Below are 21917 nucleotides of genomic sequence, written 5' to 3'. Positions count from 1 at the left end.
TGGGCCGCAACCCTCACCGAATCCCCAGCCATCGGCGTAGCCTCAGAAACCTCCACCGCGTACCTATAGGGCCCACACCACGTGTTGGCAAGGTCGCTGCAGGTTTCTATCGTGGCTGTGAAGCTAGGTGTATCTAACCCTAACACATCTGCCTCTATGGACAGTTCACCCGCTTTTTCCCCAGCTACTAATAGCGTGCCGGCCATGCCACTGCTGTCGGTTACAACCTCAGGGCTAATAACAGTCCCATAAACGGAGGACCGAGGGGATTCTGGCCGCTTGAACCTAACTGTAACCCCGGGCATAGGCTGATTACTTTCATCGTATACTACCACTTCCAGTGGCGCCCTTGTTGTATCGGTAGGTAAAATGGTTTGGCCATCACCTGATACAATCTGTATAGACCCTGGTTGCGTATTCTCCTCTGGATTATTTGTGATACTGCTTATTCTAAATAGCCCAAATTTACCTGTGTTACCAATAACCGGTTCCAATGTATTCAGATCAGTATTTATGTCCACTTGATTCCAAGTATTGGACACTCCTCCTACCTCGGCCTGTACCCCCGTGCTTTCTGATTCTTTACCTGAATATAAAAGTGCTCTTGCGTCAGGCTCAATTATAATGGCTCCCTCATTTGCAATTTTAATGTTCCCATCTCCCACCTGACCAGCTATTGCATCACGATCGGCAAATAATTGAATAGAAGTTCCATGGGATAGTGTAGAAAGTACTGGCGCGTTAATTAAAAGGTCTTCAGATTCTGTGTAAATACGAACAAAACCTGTGACTGAAACTCCATCAACACCGGCAATATTTTCAACAGAGAGTTCATCATTGTTATTCATAAATAGCCAATCACCACCATCACTTGCCATATTATTTACAAATACATCACCAGAAAAGGTATTAGATGAACTAATCCCAATGTAAGCACGATGAAAATTACGCACCACTAATTCATTTGCAATAATTTCAGCATTATTCAGTGTTTCAAGTGTTCCCTGAAGATTGTTTGCACCTGTTGAGATAAGGGAAATTCGATCATTAACCGCTTCAAACTTTGCATCAACAAATAGATCACCACTATAAATCGAGATCGGTCCATTTATGGTAGTGTTAGCTCCTATCGTTATTCCTCCTGTATTGCCTGCCTTACCTAGCGTTAAGCCGCTAGCCGTGCTCTCTAGATTCACATTTTGATAGGTCAGATTGCTTGCAAAGCTGGCCGAAAGAGGCTCAATGCTAAGCTCGCCCGAGCTATTCATGCGAGTGGTGGTGGTACCGTCGAAGGTAACCCGGTCGGCCTGAATCACTACATTGGAACTGCTGCTGGCTACGCTGCTGCCATCAGCGCCAAATAAGATGGCATTAGCGGAGCTTGGACGCAGATAAAGCCCGCTATAATTGCCCGTCAGGCCGGTCGGCTCGCGGTCAATTATTGTGATGGTGCCACTCTGCGAAAGCAGCTGCATGCTTTGACCATCTAAGGCCAAGCCACGTGAATTACCTGAAGCCGCGCCACCGGTCATATCGAGCGTAATGGCTCCATTCTCGGTAATAATACGTGCATCATTAGGCTGCATACCCCAGACGGGCTGCGTAGTACTAGGTACGTTGGTGGCATCGCCTATAAGGCTAATGGTACCACTGCCTGAAGTGATTAAATCAGCGATACTAAAGCCAATCGCACGTGTAAAGCGATCACCCGCACCACCAGCGCCGTAGCTGCCCGAAAGTACAATATCCCCTCCATTGGCATTAAGAACCGCTCGGTCAGACTCCGTTCCTGCAATAGCAATCACATTCCTTTGGTCACTATCTGGAACCTGGTACCCACTGGCCGTGTAGGTAATATTCGCCCCGGAGGTAGTCACATCAAAGTCATCATCCTGCAGGATGCGCTGGGCTTCAATCAGCACCCCTGTTCCACTACTCGCGGTAGAGGTGAGGTTGGCATCCACTAAGACTTGCTGCCCATAAAGTCTAATCGGGCCGGCTACGCTAAAAGCCGAATTCATTTGAAGATTATTGGTCGAACCCGACCGACCCAAGGTAAGTCCACCCAAGGAGGCCAAATTGTTAATCTGCAACCACTGCGTTTCGGGTTGGCTATTATTGCCTATAAAGTTGCTGCCGCTAAAGCTGCCATTAAATCCAAGGAAGCTTCCTCCCACAAAGTCACTCGTCCAGTTAGTGATCGGCGCAAAAGTAAAGGTGCCTGTTGAGTTGATGACTAAATCCGCACCAGAATGCGTCACAGCATCCGTTAAGATAGAAATATTGCCCGAACCGCTATTAAGGGTTCGGTCACTGCCACTAGCCGTAACCGAGGTGGTTCCTTGTAGCAAAATATTTCCATTCCCCGCGCTAGTGTTGATGCCTGCAGCTATCGATAGCTCATCGGCGTAAATACTTACCGGCCCCGATATGCTCACCGGCGTGTTCAAACTGATGTTGGCGCTGGTGTTATCGGTCTTACCCAGGCGCAACTCAGTGATACCCGAGGCAAAGCCGTACTCATCACTAATGTTGATATCTTCCGCGAAATTAGCGCCCGCTGGGCCTTCAAACACTACCGCGCTGGCGCTGGCTACTACAATACTGCCCGCATTCTGATCTCTGGTTTGCAATGACCCTGTTCTGAAGGTGATATCTCCGGTATTGGCATCGCCAATGGTGATGCTGCCGGACGCGTTGTTGGCTCGCAGCGCCAGACCTGCATTCCCGCCGGTGTTGCCGCTAAGGCCTTCGAAGCTAATATTTCCCCCATCGGTGGTTATGCTTAGACCCGCCGTAGCGTCGTTCATCTGGGCCACAAGGCCTAAAGCCTCGCCAGTTTGCAGGGCCGCATTGGCCGCATTACCAATCAGCCTGATGTTGCCACTGCCCGTGCTCAGGCTCAGCTGCTCGGTGCCGGTGGCTATCAGCATCAAGCCATACGACCACAGAAAGCCATTGGTGGCCTCCGACAGCCCCTCCAAATACATATCGCCAGAGCTGGTCGACAAGCTGACATTACCGCTAGGCGCAGCCCCAATAATGGTACCTAAACCCAAACCAAATGAGGTGAATGGGTCGCCACTGCGCCGGCCATACAGCCGCAGCTCGCCCGCACCCGTCTGGATGCTGCTGTTGGATATCATTGTCGCCGTGATTTCCCCATCGGTGGCCGTATTGTGCCCGCGCATGCGCAGGTTGCCGCCCCCTGTGTTGATAGCTGCGCCATTGACCAACAGCCCTTCCTGGGTGTTATCGCTGCTTATCGCATTGCCCGTCGGCACAGCTAGCCCGTCCAGGGTCTCGCTGGCGCTACCGCCGCCCACATACAGCGCACCACCATTGGTCGTAATATCGCCCAGCAACTCCACGCGCCCGCTGCCATCGTCATCGGCATCGCTTCGGATCACCAGCGCCCCGCCCTGAGTGGATATATCGCCATTGGCCGTTTGAATGATGTTGCTATTAGCCGCTAGCAGCCAGCTGTTGGCCGTGGCATGACTTACGGCGGCATCCATCGTGATATTAGCCGCCTCAATGGTTAAGTCCCCATTCGCTAAATAGCCTTCTACTACCGAAGCATCTACATCAGCTGGGCTAGATATAGTTGTTAACGTATTGCTGCTGCTGTCAAAGGCCCACGTGCTGTTCTCCGCATCGCCACCGTCCTCTACGATCGTCAGATCGCCCGTGCCAGGAGAAAACCGGTAAATAGCGTAGGCATTATCATCTACCAAGCCTTCTCCGGAAAGGTCGGAGCCCTCATCAAAGCCTGCACGGGTATTGGCCGCACCACCTACTAGGTTGGTCAGGTTCGTGCTATTGCCCTCAGATCCACTAAAGAGTTTGGCGCGTCCGCCGCTGCCATAGCTCAAGGTAGGACTTCCACTCACCAAAACATCCCCCCCCGTTGCCGTTCCAGCTGCAGCAGCTCTACCTGCATTTACAATAATGGCATCGTCAGAGGTGGAAGTGGTGTTGATGTTCTGGGACAGTGTAAGGTCGCCATTCTCAGTTTCTACCAAAATGGTTCCACTCGAGAAAATTCCATCCGGATTTACCGATCCAATTTCCAACGCATCGGCATCGCGGTAGGCCAAATTGCCCAAACGCATGCCACTCTCGCCACCGGCTATAATGCCCACATTGTTAGCCGCATTTTGTAAGGTAAAGCTTCCCGTGCCATTCAACGCCAAGCGATTGGCAGTAAGCGCTGCAGTTTGGGAAACGGTACCAGAGGCATACAGGTTAATGTCACTGCCCGTAGCGGTGGTGACAGCATTGATGGCAATATCTCCACCATACACCGAAATCGGCCCTGCAATATCGATCGCCTTTGAGAAGGTTACGTCCGTTGTATTACTAACTTTACCAATCGTTAATCCAGTTAGATTATTATCAATAGTCAGAAAATCAGCATAGGTGAATGCTGTACCAAAGGAAGCGCCACTAAGCGGCTCAATAGTGAGGCTACCCGTAGATGAAATCAGTGACTCAGAACCACCAAAGGTAAATCCAGTGGATTTAAATGCCACATTTGAACTTGAACTTGCCAGTGGGGTTATCCCTTGAATGGCTGTTGTCGATGAGCGTTGGCCAATATCTGTATTAATTAATTCTATTCCATTGGTAGATGTAGTATTTCCTTCAAAGCTAATGCCTCCACTGGCGGCTAATACTTGAAGGTCTTTAGCTATTAGTGCTTGACGAACTGTGGATGTGCCTCTTATATAAACTTCTCCTGTTCCTTCAGACTGAATAAGTGATGAGCCACCTTTTTCTAAAAGTACTGCAATTCGAGCATCGCTTGTGGTGGTTCCCACTATTGAAATTGCCGGCTTAGAGGCATCATTGGATTGAGAACGAAATACATTTTGGTGACTAGTTGCACCTCTAGCAAACTCAATGCCGTGGCCATTAGAAGAATGACCGTTAATTGAAATGGTTCCAGTCCCTGCATCGACTAGAATATTTTCTTGCGTCAACACACCAGGATAATTACCTGGTCCTGAAAAACGACCAAATAACTTGATATCACCACCCGCTGAAAGAATATCAATCCTTGGGTCATTTACTTCCCCATGTCCAGCTAAAATACCTTGGCCTAAACTTAAGCCACCTAATACATCCTCATCACTAGTTCGCCAGGCATAACCATCGGGTTTACCGTCACCCGAAATGCCTCCATTACTTCCGTTATCAGCTCCACCGGCAAGGGTAATGTCTCCACCCTGAGAGTTAATGCTGGATCCGTTTAATACGGCAATTGCTCCATCACTGTTGTTATCGCTATCGGCCCATAAGATAATATCGCCATCATTTGCCTGAATATTTTTGCTGCCAGCCATGGTGATCTCGCCACTGCCTTTAAGCAGAATATCTGCACCGCTAGCTGTAGCCGTTAAGCTTTCATTAACAGCAATATCCCCCCCATACACCTCAATAGTGCCGGCGATATCAATGATATTGCTAATCGTTACGTCAGCGGTGTTGGTAGATTTACCAATCGTCAAGCCTGTCAGGTCTGAACCTAGGGTCAGGCCGTTGCTATTAAATGTACTATTAAACGAATTGGAGATTGTGAGTGGTTCAATAGTCAGCGTGCCTTGACCACTAACACTGCCTGAACTGAATGAATAGCTATTGGCACGTAGCGTCATAGATATATCAGATGTAATTGAACCATTCAAAATAACACCTGTCTCCTCTGAATTACCTGTAATATTTACGGTTCCCGCATTTATTGTAAGTCCATTATTTAAGATTATCCCATGGTTAGTGTTCGTTGTAACCGTAGACTCCCCGTTGAACGTTAGATCTCCTGTAGTGGTGATCGAACTCGCATTCGTAGTGCCTGAGGTCATGAGATCAATACCAATAGTATCAGCCCCACCGCTATTGGCAGATCCATTAAAGGTTATATTACCCGCACCTGCATTAATCGTATAGCCTGGATAAAATCCAATGCCGTGCGAATTAGCAGCAGCACTAAAACTCGGATCAACGCCACCATTAAGGGTGATGTTACCCCCACCTGAAAGTAGTTGTACGTCAGTTCCTGCTGCGTTTCCAAATAAAATTCCATAAGCTGCATCACCACCAGCATTTCCAATACCTCTTGTAGATTCATCGGGGAATCCATCATTATTGGTGTCGTCACCACCACCCATATGAATGCGTCCACCTCCAGTGCTAGCGCCACCTTGTCGAGAGTCAAAGGTTACATCCTGACCGGTTAGTATATTCCCACCATTAAGGTTGTCACTATTCGACCATATAATTAGATCTCCACCATTGGTTTCAATATCGCTATTGTCGTGGATTTCAATTTTTCCTAAGGCTTTTAAAGTGAATGTATTTGAAGCAGAACTGCTTATATCGGCCTGAACCTCAATATTACCCGCCTCAATGGTTAAATCACCCGACGCCAGATAGCCTTCTACCACCGATGCATTTACATCAACAGGAGTACCGATGGTCGTTAGTGTGCGAGAGCCACTATTAAATTTCCACGTACTGTTCTCAGCGTCTCCTCCCGAGGCGACAATGGTTAGGTCGCCGGTACCCTCAGCAAGTCGGTAAATCGCGTAGGCATTATCATCCACCAAGCCTTGCCCAGAAAGGTCCGAACCCTCATCAAAGCCTTTACGGGTATTGGCCGCACCACCTACTAGGTTGGTCAGGTTCGTGCTATTGCCCTCAGATCCACTAAAGAGTTTGGCGCGTCCGCCGCTGCCATAGCTCAAGGTAGGACTTCCACTCACCAAAACATTCCCCCCTGTTGCCGTTCCAGCTGCAGCAGTTCTACCTGCATTTACAATAATGGCATCGTCAGAGGTGGAAGTGGTGTTGATGTTCTGCGATAGCGTAAGGTCGCCATTCTCCGTTTCGATCAAGACGGTTCCACTCGAGAAAATTCCATCCGGATTTACCGATCCAATCTCCAACGCATCAGCATCGCGGTAAGCCAAATTACCTAAGCGCGTGGTATTATCTCCACCGGCTATAATGCCCACATTGTTAGCTGCATTTTGCAGGGTGAAGTTTCCTGTACCATTCAGCGCCAAGCGATTGGCGGTAAGGGCTGCGGTTTGAGAAACGGCGCCTGAGGCATACAAATTAATGTCACTGCCCGTGGCCGTAGTAGCTGCGTCTATGGAAATGTCACCACCATACACCGAAATGGGGCCGGCAATCGAAGTAGCGCTTGCAATCGTCATATTAGCGGTGTTGCCGGCCTTCCCTAGCGTTAATCCACTTACACCGCTATTTAAACTTAAATTAGATACTGGATAGCTGAATGCTGAGCTAAATGAGGAACCCGATGGCTCTACGGTTACCGTTCCAGTGGTATTAAAAGAAGTAGCGGTACCATCCGCTTCAACTGAGATAGCATCTCCTTTAAAGATAATATCAGAACTACTGCTTGTGATATCACTCCCTGATTTAAAACCATAAGTATTGGCCGTATTTTTATTGAAAATACCGTTTGTTCCACCATCCAAGGTAATGGTGCCTGAGGTTGCCAACACATCGATAGTTTGCAGGAAAATGCCTTGACTTGAACCACCACCAACACCTTCCAGCGTAATGTTACCGCCAGCCGTGGCTTTAAGCTCTTTATTCGAGCTGAAGTTGAAAACTAAGCCATGCTCACTGCCAGAAACCCCACTCATGTAAATAGCATCTCCTGAAGTAGCAGCAGAAGAAATATTGAGTTTAAGCCCTTCAGGTGGAGATTGATTCAAGTTTATCCCATAGAAATTCTCCCCTTCACCAATCATACGTACTCGACCCGTACCAGCATCTATCAATAGGCCTCCGTATTGGTTGATACCGATATTTTCATCATCATTAGATCCGGCATTGCTGCTATAACCATGCATGGTGATATTTCCACCACCTGAATAGAAATTCACATCTCCATCGCCATCGGTCGAAAGCTCAATGCCAGGGTTGGAGGCCGAACGGGCAAAACCATCCGGCAAACCATCACTCGCCGCTCCGCCATTGGCGCCATCATCAGCGCCACCGGCTAACACAATATTCCCGCCAGAACTCAAATCAGATGCTGTAGATTCATTCACGGAGTTCAATGTCACATCATTGCCGATGGCTATATGCCCTTCATTATTGGCATCACTATCCGACCATAAGATCAGATCTCCATCATTGGTCTGAAGCGTGGTACTTGAAGCCGTCGTTATACTTCCTGATCCCTTGAGTAAAATGTCTTCACCACTGGCAGTCGAAGTGAGGTTTTGGTTAACGGCAATGCTGCCACCATACACCGATATCGGACCGGCAATATTCGTAGCTGTCGCAATCGTTACATCTGCGGTATTCCCCGTTTTACCCAGCCTTAAACCGGTTACCGTACTTTCCAAGTTGATATTCTGGTAAGTAAAGGCACTCCCAAAACTGGCCGAAAGAGGTTCAATGCTAAGTTCACCCGTGGTATTAAAACGAGTAGTGGTGACATCGAAGGTAGCCTTATCAGCCTGAATCAGCACATCGGAACTACTGCTAATTACTTCACTACCATCGGCACCAAAGAGAATGGCATTGGCCGTGCTTGGTCGTAGATATAATCCATTGTAATTGCCCGTCAGACCGGCTGGTTGGCGGTCACGAATGCTTATCGTACCAGTCTCTGAGAGCAGCTGCATACTATTTTCATCCAAACCCAATCCTCGTGAATTCGAACTCGCAGACCCACCCGTCATATCTAAGGTAATAGATCCATTTTCAGTAATAATACTAGCATTACCAGGCTGCATACCCCAGGCTGAATTGGTGGTATTAGGATGGTTGGTCGCATCGGCCGTTAGGCTGACTTGACCCGTGCCTGAGGTGCGTATTTCAGCATCACTGAATCCAATAGTTCGGGTTATATCACCATCCACCCCACCGGCTCCAAAACTCGCTGTTAGCGAAATATTTCCTCCGTTGGCATTTAATTTGGTTTTATTACCCGAAGACCCGTCAAGTACAATCAATGTTTCACCGGTGCCTTCAGTAACATAACCATTCGCTGTGTAGCTGATGTCGGCGCCTGAAGTAGTAGCATCTATCCCGTCATTCTGAATAATGCGCGGGCCCGTAATGGTTATTCCTGTGCCAGAAGTAGCGGTAGATGTTAAATTAGCATCAACATTAATTTGTCCTCCATACACCGATATCGGACCGGCAATCGAAGTAGCGCTTGCAATCGTCATAACTTGTGTATTGCTGGTCTTCCCTAAGGTTAACCCACTTACAGCAGCATCTAAACTAAGATTACTAATTGGCCAGGAAAATCCACTGCTAAAACTAGTGTTAGATGGCTCTACGGTTACTGATCCCGAGCTAACAATATCCATTCCACCTGCGCCAATCTCAATGGCGTCACCCGTGATGAATACATCACTTATTGAAGATGTGATAGAACCGCCTTGACCAATATTTATTTTGGATGGACCCGCTGTTTGTCCATTCTGGTTTTCAGCTTCTGCTACAACCACACCATTAGCATGACCGTCTAAAGTAATACGGCCTGAATTAGCATAGATATTTGTCAGACCATGGTAAAAGCTGCCCGAAACAATACTTCTTCCTGAACCTTGCGCATCACCGCTTATTAAAACATCACCGCCGCCCGAAGAAGTGATATTCAAGGTACCACTTATTCCTATAGCATTTCCTGTTCCACTCCCATGGGCTTCTATGGTAATGGCATCAGCAGGAGAAGAAGACAAAATATTGACCGTAGAGGCTACACTAATGTCATGATTTCCAAACATGATTCCGTTATGCTTTTCTGAGTTATCACTATTCTGTGCTTCAATCTGAATGGCTCCAGAGCCAGCATCAATATTAACCGTATTACCATAAGTAATGAGTCCAGCTGCTCCTGTTGAAGCATCAGCAGCTATTTTTATCTCTCCACCAAATGATTCTATGGAGCTGCGTTCTAAATAAACGCCAGCTTCAAATTCATTCCCCCCGTCAGAAGGAGTAAAGAAAGTTCCGGGAACCGCATAGCCCTGTCCTACACTCAAACCATTCCATGTGCCCCCATCGGCACCACCACCTAACCAAACAGAACCGCCGGTTACACTTGGCGACCCCGTTGTAATGGATGAAGCTTTTCTTAAGGATATACTTCCGTTGGCTGCCTGATTATCGCTATTGGCCCAAAGGATCACATCACCACCAGATGTCGTTATCGACTCATCGGCAGTTAGGCTAATATCCCCAGAAGCCTTCACTAATATATCGCCGTTTGCACCACCCGATGTGGTATTTAGACTATTTTCCAAGATAATATCCTCCCCATACACAGTAATAGGTCCGGCAACTTCTTGTGCTGAACTAACATTTACATTTTGCGCATTGGTTGCTTTACCAATAGTTAATCCGCTATAACCATCAGCATCCTGATCAATTTCATACCAAACTGTTTGTAAACCTTGACTAAATGATGCGTCATTCGACTCTAAGATTATTGGACCAGTTCCATTCAACCAAGGCTTAGTAGATGCACCCGAACTAATCCAACTGAATCGCTCAGATCTTAGAGTTAAATCACCAGATCCTGCATCAAAAGTTAAATAATCAATATCTAAAAATCCCGAGCCATTAGCATCGGCATCTGCTTCAATTACAATATTTCCATTGGCACTTGTAATATTTCTTCTGGTGGTTGTTCCAGATGAGAAACCATTAGTTGCAGATAACCTAATATCACTTGCCGTAGAAGACATAACATCATGATTTACAGTAATTGCTGTTCCTTTTAAGGTAATTGGCCCGGCAACATCTATTGAATTTGTAACAGTTATGTCTGAAGTATTGGAAAAGGTAACACCAGTCATTCCAGTATATTCCCCAATCGTAAAACCGCCTAAACTATTGAAAGCATTAATGGTTAAGGCATCAAAGGTGCCACTTACATCAATATTTGGGGACGCATTATTATGACTCCAAGTCACGGAACCTCCGTAAGCACCACCATCTGGTACTAGGTATAAATGTCCTATGGACGTTAAAATAGGATTTCCATCAAGCACATCCGCTGCTAAAATAATATCCCCAGTACCAGTATTGATTGATGATGACGTATGAAAATTAATTCCTTGAATACCACTACCGTCACCAGGAGCAGCCCACATCATTACATCGCCACCGCTAGTGCTTAGAGTAACCCCATCAAAGTCAATAGCGTTTTGGTTGGTAGACCCATTGTCATTTACAGATGGGCCATCACCAACGGTTAAACCATTCCAGGTTGTGCTTCCTTGGGTAGTTGCACTTCCACCCATCCAAAAATGGCCGCCATTGGTAGTAATAGTCGCTTCAGTACCGGCCGTAGCTCCAGCACGGTTATGATTATTGTAATCCGACCATAACACAATATTTAAAGCACCTGAGGTGGATTCAACATCTGCATTAATCTGTGCCCTGCCATATCCTTCGGTATCGGTTCCGCCTGCTCTTAGCGTTAATGTCGCATCACCACCAGCTGTTTTATTTATGGTGTTATCTATGACGATCTTTAAGCCCTCCAGAATTACACTGGTACCCGCATTTAAATAGCCCTCAATTACAGAGGTGTTTACATTGGCAGTCCCTGTTGCCGTAATCGTTACGGGGTTAGTGCCTGAAGTCGTCCAATTGGTACCCGGGGTACCGGTTTGGCCATTATTATCGATTTTTAAAGTCTGTCCATTAGTTACTATTGGCAACCCAAATATTAGTATAGCTACTAACCATGAAAATCTGTATGAGAACTTGATAACTTTCTTTATTGCAATAATTGATAAATACATAGTTTTTTAAGTGATAAAATGGTGATCAGGCTTTTTATCATGATCTTACCATATATTTGCTAACGGGCATTACCGGCATGGAATTAATTAGCAATATTTAGCAAACTGCGATATACAGAATCCAAAACTATCTATTTTCAATTCTCATATATTGAAAAAACATTCTCAAATCATGAATAACGTAGTGGTATAATTAAACCCTACATATTCCATAAATAACTATGAGAGAGATACTTATTAAGATTGATACTGAGTAAGTAAAGCTTTATAAATAAAAACAAGCTGATATTGTGCAAAAATATCAGGAGGCTGATTGCTGGTGAGATTGTTTTTTAAACTGCACCGGTGTCAAGCCGGTATGTTGTTTGAATACTCGATAAAATGTGGCTTTCGAACGAAACCCACATTTTATAAGTAAACGTTTGGCAGTCAAATTGCGGTTATTTTGCTTTACAAGAAGATTAGCAGCTAATTGAACTCTAAATGAGTTAACAAACTCGTTAAAATTGAGGCCAGAACAGTTGTTAATACTCATGGATACGTATTTCGTGTTAGTACCTAATGTTTTAGAAAGAGATTCTAATGTAAGTGTACTATCTGTAAAAATTTTTTCAGTTGTGAAAAGATCAACTATTTCCTGATATATACCTTTTAAATCTACAGCATCATCAGATACCACAGAAGATGATGTATTAACCTGAGTATGCTTTGGTAAACGGGTGGGCAATATATCATTAGGAGATGATCCAGTTTCCTGATTTTCCAAAAACAGCCTGTAAAGTTTTCTACGCTTCCTCCCTAAATAAACGATATATCCACCAGCACAGAGCAAGAGCATTGCCAGAATGAATAAACCCAGCTTATACCTGTATTCTACAGCACCAAATATGGTCTTTTGTTGGCTCACTTGTCGTTCTAATACCTTCAGATCTAATATATTCTGCCTGCGTAGTAATTCGTTCTGCTCCTCAAGTGAACTCAGCTCCTGAACTGTTTTATCGTATAAGGCTTCATATTTTTTTCTTAACGAAGTGTTACCTGAATCTTCTGCAAGCAATACAAATTCTTTATATAACGAACGCTTAAAACTTAAAAATGATGTGTCATTCAGCAAATTTTCAGCCTTTAACAAATTATCAAGCGCTTGTTCAAAATCTTGCATTAACCTAAATGTGCCCCCCTTGTTAATATAGTTAACAATCTCACCGAACTTCATTCCATTAGCCTTACTGACTTCCAATGATTTATTATATGAGTCAAGAGCTAAGTTGTACTCTCCCTTGTCTTTGTAAATATTCCCAAGATTGGAATAGTTTTGAGCTATTAACATCAAAAAGTTATTTGACTGACTTATCTCAAGACTTTTCATATAGGAGGCTTCTGCATTTTCCAGCTGCCCCAATCGACGATGAGAAACACCTGCATTGGCATAAAGCCGTGCCTGTTCTTCTAACTCTACATCAAAACCCCTTTTGATCACATTTAATGCATACTGTATGTAGCGCAGTGCGCTTTCATATTCACCCGCTTCTGTAAATACAGAAGAAATATTGCTGGTTATAACGAAAATAGCATTCTGCATTTCAAGCTCATATGCAATATCGAGTGCCTTTTGGTACCACTCAAGGGCTTCAGGATAGTTATTTACACCTGCATATATTTGAGCCTTTAACTTCGAGTAGGTCATTAAATATTTAACATTTAATGTTGACTCATCAATAAATAACAGTAGTCTCAAAGCTTTTTCTGTAAAACCTCTGCTTTCCAAATCGTATATAATCTCAAAGTAGAAATCCAAGCTGTTTGAATCATCAACCCCATCTGTATATCTCTCAAGTACACTTTTTAGGCTAAATATAATATCGCCCTCGGTATCATTTTGAATCTGTTCTTCTAAGTAGAAGAATATATGCTCGTACTGTTTTACGTTAATATTATCAAAATAACCCGTGAAGTGTGAATCAGTAAAACCTATGACTTCTTCTTGGTAAAAAATTCCATTTGAGCAGATACTTCTGGCATGCAGATTTCCATATCCAAAGGTAAAAACAATACTGAAACTCAATATGAATATCAGTGACGCCAATAATGTTTTTCTACTCCGCATATTTTGTTACAAACAATCATTTCTCCACACTAACTTTTAAATTAAAAAATGTGATGAAAGGTTTTGATGAGTTGGAAGCCGATAATTAAATTGATACATAATATAATATTACGCTACAAAATTATCTACACTGTTAATTAATATTTTTAATCTGTACCAAAACCATTATAAAAGTAGCCACAATATTTTATATATGGTGGCTTTTTACTCATAACTCCCAACTTTAAGTTATGATTTATCACTACTACTTCTATCGAGGTTCAAACAATAAATGCCATTACACTTAATCTAACTTGATAATGACTTATTTTTATTATTTATGTTTTTTATATAAAAACACCCGTCACTATGTAAGTAAGTAATTTCGGGCCATAAAAATTAATAATAAGTCATAAGTTTCAGATACTTTTTTATTAACAATACGTTCGAGTGTTGTTAAACAATATTTACTCCAATCTCTTAGTAAAGCCCCTTGAATGGGGCTTTACTATATATGCCTACTAAGGCACTAATCTTGTCTTGGCAAAAACATCCGCCTTATACATGTCTTGATATACTTGATCTATATGGCACGGCCTAAATATTGAATCATTTTGGGTAAGTTGTTCAATAAGTAAAGTTAGAAGCAGTTTAAGCTGAGTTCAATACAAATAAGGGCTCAGAAGGTATTAATTTAAGACTCCTAAAGCTACCAGAGCACGCACTATTGGTTAAATGTGTACTCAATCAAAGCTTATTAAATCTCTACTTACAAACTAATATTTATAGAGGCGGCACCTAAGCTCAGCGCGTGTAGTACATACATAATATTATCTCAAATACGGCTAAATTATTAAGAAAAAAAACGTTAGTGTAACTTAACGGCTTTTGTATCCTACTACTACGTATAGCTATTTATAGCTAACAACTTCTATATGAGATAAAATCAATAAATTTTACAATCAACAGGTATGGTATGTCATGTTATTAAACAAAATGACACTGTTTTAAACAGCCTGAGCCATTACGATCCGGGACGCCCCGCCGGCATGGGCAAGGGGGTGATGCCGGGCTCTGGCGTACCGCCTCCGCTGCCTGAGGCCAGAATGGCCACCACACTCACCGTGAGTACACCCGCCCCTATAGCCAGATATTTATTCTCTTTGATCGCCTCCACAAAGCGCTGGCTCCGGCTTGGCCGCCTCCACTGCTCGATGGCCCATGCCGTGCCTGAGACTGGGCCTGGGGCCGCTAAGGGCTGCACCGGCCGCATGTATATAGAGCTTCCTGCCTCTGGCAGGGAATTCACAGCCGGTTCTACCTCCATGGGCAGGGTTAAATCCTGCTGTTTCTGGGCGTTAATAACCACAACCGACGGGATCTGGCTATGTTGCGCCGCCGCCGGCTTTGTCATCAGCAGCACCATGAGGCCGATCCACATCCCCATGAGCCAGCGGGAACTCTTGCTTACCGTTATCGTTGATTCTACATACATTTGCTTGTCCTGTTTATATCGGGTTCTTGCTTTGTTGTCTGTTCTACTTAACCAGGGTCATGCGCCCGGTTTTAACCGTCCCGCCGGTTTGCATGCGGTATAGGTACACCCCGCTGGCTAAACGGCCGGCATCAAACTGGAAGGTGTAATACCCGGCCGGCTGCTCCTCATCCACCAGCACCTGCACCCGCCGGCCAAGCACATCATATACCTCTAAGCGCACATGCTGCCGTTCGGGTAATGGGCACATCTTCCCGGCTTAAGGCCCAATAGGCCTTCCCCGGCTCCAATCCATACGGATTGGTCTGCGCATTGTATTCCTCAAAATAATTCGCATCCTCCCCGTTATCCCACACAAGGCGCCACTGCGTGCCATATTCCCCCTCAAACAACTGCTTCGGATCTACCGACCCCGACCAGCCCGCCTACATAGCTATCTCCGGACACATCTACCAGACTGTACACGTTTTCCATATACCCATAAAGCTCTCCCGCCAGGCCGCCAACATTTGTTTTGCCTGATACAGCCCCAGTTGCATAGGAGTTTTTTAGCGGGCCGCTAAGACTACCTGCAATACTTCCCACCTTATCTGCCCCGGTAATATCAACATTCACCAGCCCCAGATCTTCGATCGTGGCAAACCCCGTGGCCCCAAATAGCCCTACATAATCAGTGGCCGAACGCTGGATATGCAGCCCGGAAATGATATGGCCGCCACCATTAAAGGCCCCCGTAAATTCTGTACCTTTGGTGCCAATCGGCTCCCACCCCTTGCCGTCATTGGCCAGGGTCTCGCCGTCTTTCACGTAGGTCGCGTAGCCTTCAGTCGTCTCATCCAGGTCGTTGTTCAGTACAAAGTGAGCATCCAGGTTTTCACGCACGTTATGCAGGTGCTCCCAGGTTTCGATCTGGAAAGGATCCGCCTCCGTACCGCTGCCACCGGCGTAGGGCGATTCCACTAAGCCCGGAATCGGATTCACCGCCGGATCTGCGCCAGGCGTGTCATAGCTAATAGACGTCAAATAAGGATACGAGATATAGCCGCTGCCTGATTCTTTGATCGTCCAGATATCGTCTGTTCCATTGGCCGTCTCTCCGGCAACATCCCAGCCGGCATCGGTGAAGGTACTTAAACTTTTGAGTTCGGCCGAGGTTTTACCGGTTCCACCGGCACTTGTGCTTTGCCCGGAAGTTTCTATTGCCCAAAAGCTATTACTCACGTTGCTGTTTTCAATACCCCCAATAAACCCACCGACAGTATTATCGGATCCAGAAACAGAGCCAATAGAATATGAATCAGTTATTGTTCCTTGCTTAAAACCAACTAATCCACCTACGTAACTACCTCCAATCACAGAAACGCTCGTGTATGATGAGGTTATTATTGCATCAAAATAAGAAGAACCAACCAGCCCACCTACATAGTCATTGCCATTCACTTAACCACTGCTAAAAGAACCGTCGATACCATAATTATTAAAACCGACCAGCCCGCCTACATAATCATTACCACTTACTGAACCAATAGCATATGAATTAGCAATTATACCATCATTGTAAGAGGCTATACCTCCAACATTGTTTCTACCACTAATAATGAACTGATCAATACCTATACTCTTAATAATTCCAACGCCACCAATAGAAGCAAAAAGACCGATATTATCTTCAGTATCACGTTTTATATTAAGCCCAGATATTACTTTCCCATTCCCTTCAAATGTACCATTGAAGGGTTGTTCTCCGCTTCCAATAGGCTCCCACCCCTTGCCGTCATTGGCCAGGGTCTCGCCGTCTTTGACGTAGGTCGCGTAGCCTTCAGTCGTCTCATCCAGGACGTTGTTCAGTACAAAATAGGCATCCAGGTTTTCACGCACGTTATATAGGTGCTCCCAGGTTTCGATCTGGAAAGGATCCGCCTCCGTACCGCTGCCGCCGGCGTATAATGGTTCGGTTAGGCCGGGTATGGGATTTACCTCAGGTACAGTCCCGGCTTGATCATATACAAAAGACTTTAGATATGGGTAAGAACTTCGATTACCCTGTTCAATTGCCCACACACCTGTTTCCTCTGTAAAATCCCAGCCGGCATCGGTATAAGTGCTTAATTTCTTTAGTTCTGCTGTTGTTTTAGCGGTGCCCCCGCTGCTTACTTCCACAGAGGTTTTATCACTGTCCCAGAAACTACTTATTACTTCGCCATTGGTACCACCTGTATAACCAACTAACACTCCTATCTGACCTTCTGCCATGGTACTATAAGTAGTCATAGATACAGACACCAACGAGTAAGCAATACGACCAGAATTATATCCAACCAAACCTCCTGCATCTTGTGCCTCATATGCATGGCCTACTATACCGATTACCATGGAATTGCTTATGTTACCAAAATTACTTCCTACTAGACCACCTACATAGACTTTGCCCCACAAAAAACCATTTATATAAGATGAATTAATAGTACCACTGTTTTCACCAACTAAACCACCAACTCGATGGCCATCAATAGTTACGTCTAATAATGCTATATTAGCTATGATTGCGTTTGTTCCTGTAGTCCCAAATAAACCGATTTCAAGGTTTGTATCACTTTCTATTTTAAGTCCTTTAATTATTTTGTGATTTCCGTTAAAATAGCCGTTAAAACCGAAAATCGGCTCCCACCCGCTTCCAAACGTCCAGCTTGCAGTTGAGGTATCAACGTAGTTACGATAACCAATTGAATTTTCATCAAGGTCATTATTCATTTTAAAATGTGCGTTCAGATTGCTTCGCACATTATGCAGGTGCTCCCAGGTTTCAATTTGATACGGATCCGCCTCCGTACCGCTGCCGCCGGCGTATAGCGATTCATTAATGGCGGATGTGGCATTTTCTTCTGCCTTGGGTTCTGGCACAGAATAATTAGAGCCAGTAAGGGAAGCGGTTGTCATAGCACCACTATCAATATCTTTTATTGTCCAGTTTTCGTTGGTTCCATTATCCCTCTCACCGGCAAAATCCGAACCAATTTCTGTTAAAGGGCTCAAAGTCTTGAAATCGGCCATAGCTTGTGAGGTATATGGCAGGGAAAATGCCCACGCAGGTACCATAGAACATACTATAGCCACTAACAACAAAATAAGGTTGTTGGCAAGTTTACTTATGCCTGATATTTTTCTATGTAACTGTTTTATAAAATACATATTCATGTTTGTTATGATCTGTCTTACTTTTATCACAACTTTCCGTATCTGTGATGTTTTTTATGTACAATAAGTATCTATTTATGCACCCTTTAAAACACTATTCTATTTTTGTTTTTTAGGTATTTTTATTAAAAATAAACCTAATGAATTTAGGTGTGGGTTAAACCAAACACAGCTCATTTTGTAGTCAATAAATCAGTATTATTAACAGTTTTCTCTTATTCACAGTAAATAAGTAACCTTCCCCAGCTTCACGTAGGCTTATTACTGTGTAACAAATTAGCGACACCCCATTTTCCCAGCTCTAATTATTCCCATTCCGGCAACGCAGGCTCAGCAATTTATTTTTATCCGCTTACTTATATTTTTTCACTATTAATGATTATCAAAAGTACCACTATATGTCTATGGCATATTCTTTAAATCAGTCTAACAATACATCTACAATAAGCGATTAGCCACATTAACAAATTTTAGAAATGCAAATCGCTTTTTCGTGCATTTTGCAGGCACGTTTTTGTGGCAACCTTTTGATAGACATCAATGCCACCATATGGCCCCTATTTCCTTCTCTACAAGTCCCCGTACTCTGTACAAGCTGTGGAGTTAACAGCGAGTTGAAGGTATATTTCTATAACAGTTTTATGAATTAATTAACACATACACTGGCTTACTTCATCATCATAATTTTCTGAAGAAACCGGCAGAAACGGAGGCGGGTGCACTATATGATTTATCACACTAAAACAACTCCCTTGCCCTATTCCTAACTATGTAAACTTTGTTAGAATAGCCCATTGCTCCAATTACCGTCAAATACTTATATCTTTGTTTTAAGATAGTATGATCATAGCATCACTTTTTTCTCTAACTAAAAAAATTATTGGAACCATTACATTCATTAAATATTTTTTATCATATATTTAACATTCAAAAAAATGCAACAGGTATTTGTTGCAATGCTTTTACTAGCATAATATTAATATTCAAAAACTATGAGACAGAAAACTAAGTTAACCGCAATTTTAAGCATATTTATACTGGTTTTTACCGCATGCGGCGGAGAAACAGCCGTTGTAGAATCAGGAACCTACTCAGGTACTATAACTGAGGTAAATGCTTCTGAAACTGAAATCTATGTAAACCTGGATAGTGGTGAGACTATTGAGTTATACTTCACCGACGAAACTACACTAACTCTTGATGGCGAAGCCGTCCCTTTTACAGCTATACAGGTTGATGATTCCGTTGAAGTCACAGTTGAAAAAACAGGAAAACGGTTAGATCCTGTCAGTGTAGTTCTCCTCAATTAATGGGAGAGCTTCCTGATATATGGCGAACTGAACTGTGGCACCCAATGGTAGTACATTTTCCTATTGTGCTGCTTCTGGGTGCCACCATTTTAAGATTAATCTCTTATTTGTTCGCCAAAAACAAACGAACTTTTCTTAAAAATACCAGCAGGCTATCCCTATACACTGGCGTTATTATGGCCTGGATTGCCATCTACACCGGCACACTGGCTGATGCAATTGTTGTACATGACCTTTGTGACCCCACCGTGCTGGAAGCTCATGAACATGCAGCGTTCACCCTGGCATATATATTTACTTTAGCAACACTACTTGACCTAATAAGTTTTATTCCATGGAAAACACTGGCACTTCTGAATCATCATATCAAAGAATGGGTGGTCGTTATTTTTCTGGTTGCCGGTAGCATTTATCTTGGCTATACCGCACATCTTGGGGCCAGTCTCGTTTATCAGCAGGGAGCCGGGGTGTATGAACCCACTGTAGGTTGTACTGAATTTGAATAAGGAAGTATTTTACTATTCAAAATAGATAATAGCTCTACTATTTGTATCAGCTCACAAGAAAACAACATGTTTAATAGACACTGTAAAAATTTTCTGGAGCTTGATACCACACTCCCCCCCTTATCGTTTAAGCCCAGTGTTATTCTCAGGGAGTATAGCCTAAACATCCTAATCTACGGGCCCGTATCATACCGTTGTGCTACGAGCTGCCCCTCAACCTGGCCGGCCGGCGGGGGCTACCCCCGGCCAGACTTGGCCTCTCACTTAGTAATGAACAACCAGGTTTTCTCGGTATTTTCTTCCAGCGGCAGGCGGCTTACATGCTCCACCCAAAAGGCATCCTCTGCCTTCAGCACCTCGATTCGCTCATGTGCCACACCCAGGCGTATCAGCAGATCCTTGATCAGCTCCCCGCGCGCCTTCTCCAGCTCCCGCATAAAGGCGGCACTACCTTCACGATAATTTACCACATGAGCCAGTTTCAGGGTCTGCTGCGGGTTGGCCGCCATATACTCGGCTACCGACGCCAGCCACTGCTGCGCCTGCCCCGTTGGGGCTAACTCCAGCCAGGTAAAGGCAAATTCCTGCCCGCCGTTCACCGGCAACCCATCCATCGCTCTTAGCTCAATCACCTCCTCAGGGGGCTGCTCGCCCGCCCACAGGCTCTTCCCTTCAGCCGCCGGCAGGCTCAGCTCACCCCGCCGGTTAGCCCGAAAGGCAGCCGCCGACTCCCCGGCCTGCAGCGGCTGGCTTGCCCCATACCCCTGTATACTCAATCGCGACCAGTCCAGCACCCCATAACTTAGCATCTCCAGGTATATAGCCCGTGCTCTGGCCTCCGAGAGCATCTGGTTCAGCGCCTGGCTGCCCCGGGCATCGGTATGCCCGCCAATATGCACGCTCGCTCCGGGGCGCTTTTGCAGCAGGATCACCGCCCGGGCAATGGCCTCCTTCTGCCTCTGGCTCAGCTGTGATGACATCGTCGGGAACCCCGATAGGTCAACATTTATCGATGCCACACCATCCAGCATCTGTGCATCGCCGGCCACAGGTACTCCTTCTTCATCAGGGGTTTCTCCGGCCTTTATCTGCCCGGCTGTATCGGCGGCAGCACTGTCTGGCGTAACCGGCTCGGCGGCGGCAAGAGGGGGCTCATCACCGGCAGCCGCGCTGTCCGCCGATGAGGGTATATTCTTAGAAGCTTGCTCACCCATAGCCCCCTCCATATCAAGGGGCTTCCGGTTGCCGGCCAGCCCTCTTGGAACCCGCCTTGGCAGGCTCACCGGCCGGTCTGTCCCCCTAAAATTATAGCTCACCGAGAACCGCAGCGTGCCATCTACCGGGTTGCCGGCCGCCGCCGACAGGTAGCTCATGTCCACGGTGATACCCGCCAGCTGTACACCGGCCCCTAAACTCACAAACTGCCGGTCACCATTGGCCGGATCTTCATGGTAATAACCCGCCCGGGCAAAAAATAACTCCTTAAACCCATATTCCACCCCAACACCGGCCATC

9 protein-coding genes are annotated in these 21917 nt (G+C 45.1%); 2 read left to right on the top strand and 7 right to left on the bottom strand.

The window, feature by feature from the left end; translation table 11 throughout:
- The 6 genes from ACFSVN_RS04880 to ACFSVN_RS04855 form a co-directional block, all read right to left on the bottom strand.
- Positions 1–11810 (bottom strand): hypothetical protein (locus ACFSVN_RS04880; RefSeq protein WP_390299468.1); only part of this gene is annotated, 11810 nt, incomplete at its 3' end.
- Between the two features lie 301 nt (positions 11811–12111).
- Entirely contained in the window at positions 12112–13917 is a 1806-nt protein-coding gene (locus ACFSVN_RS04875; RefSeq protein ID WP_390299466.1) for a tetratricopeptide repeat protein, read from the bottom strand.
- A gap of 1517 nt (positions 13918–15434) precedes the next feature.
- Positions 15435–15641, bottom strand: a complete 207-nt coding sequence (locus ACFSVN_RS04870) for a T9SS type A sorting domain-containing protein (RefSeq protein WP_390299463.1) — start codon at positions 15639–15641, stop codon at positions 15435–15437.
- On the bottom strand, positions 15595–15747 hold the full coding sequence (locus tag ACFSVN_RS04865) for a hypothetical protein (protein ID WP_390299471.1): 153 nt from the start codon (positions 15745–15747) through the stop codon (positions 15595–15597). Before ACFSVN_RS04865 ends, ACFSVN_RS04870 begins: the two co-directional genes overlap by 47 nt.
- 28 nt (positions 15748–15775) lie before the next feature.
- On the bottom strand, positions 15776–16831 hold the full coding sequence (locus tag ACFSVN_RS04860; protein WP_390299460.1) for a M26 family metallopeptidase: 1056 nt from the start codon (positions 16829–16831) through the stop codon (positions 15776–15778).
- Positions 16832–18580 carry a hypothetical protein gene (locus ACFSVN_RS04855; protein WP_390299457.1) on the bottom strand — a complete coding sequence of 583 codons (1749 nt, stop codon included), beginning with the start codon at positions 18578–18580 and terminating at the stop codon, positions 16832–16834.
- Between the two features lie 998 nt (positions 18581–19578).
- On the opposite strand from ACFSVN_RS04855, the gene ACFSVN_RS04850 reads away from it, so the two are divergent.
- Both ACFSVN_RS04850 and ACFSVN_RS04845 read left to right on the top strand, forming a co-directional pair.
- A complete protein-coding gene (locus tag ACFSVN_RS04850) occupies positions 19579–19896 on the top strand; it encodes a hypothetical protein (RefSeq protein WP_390299454.1) in 318 nt (105 codons plus the stop codon).
- A complete protein-coding gene (locus ACFSVN_RS04845; RefSeq protein WP_390299451.1) occupies positions 19896–20402 on the top strand; it encodes a DUF2231 domain-containing protein in 507 nt (168 codons plus the stop codon). Before ACFSVN_RS04850 ends, ACFSVN_RS04845 begins: the two co-directional genes overlap by 1 nt.
- Before the next feature lie 260 nt (positions 20403–20662).
- On the opposite strand, the gene ACFSVN_RS04840 is transcribed toward ACFSVN_RS04845, so the two are convergent.
- A partial coding sequence (locus ACFSVN_RS04840) for an OmpA family protein (protein ID WP_390299448.1) occupies positions 20663–21917 on the bottom strand: 1255 nt, incomplete at its 5' end.

The sequence above is a fragment of the Gracilimonas halophila genome (assembly GCF_042684365.1).
GTDB lineage: Bacteria > Bacteroidota > Rhodothermia > Balneolales > Balneolaceae > Gracilimonas > Gracilimonas halophila.
Note: the sequence above shows the minus strand (reverse complement) of the source record. Positions and strands in the feature narration are given on the sequence as shown.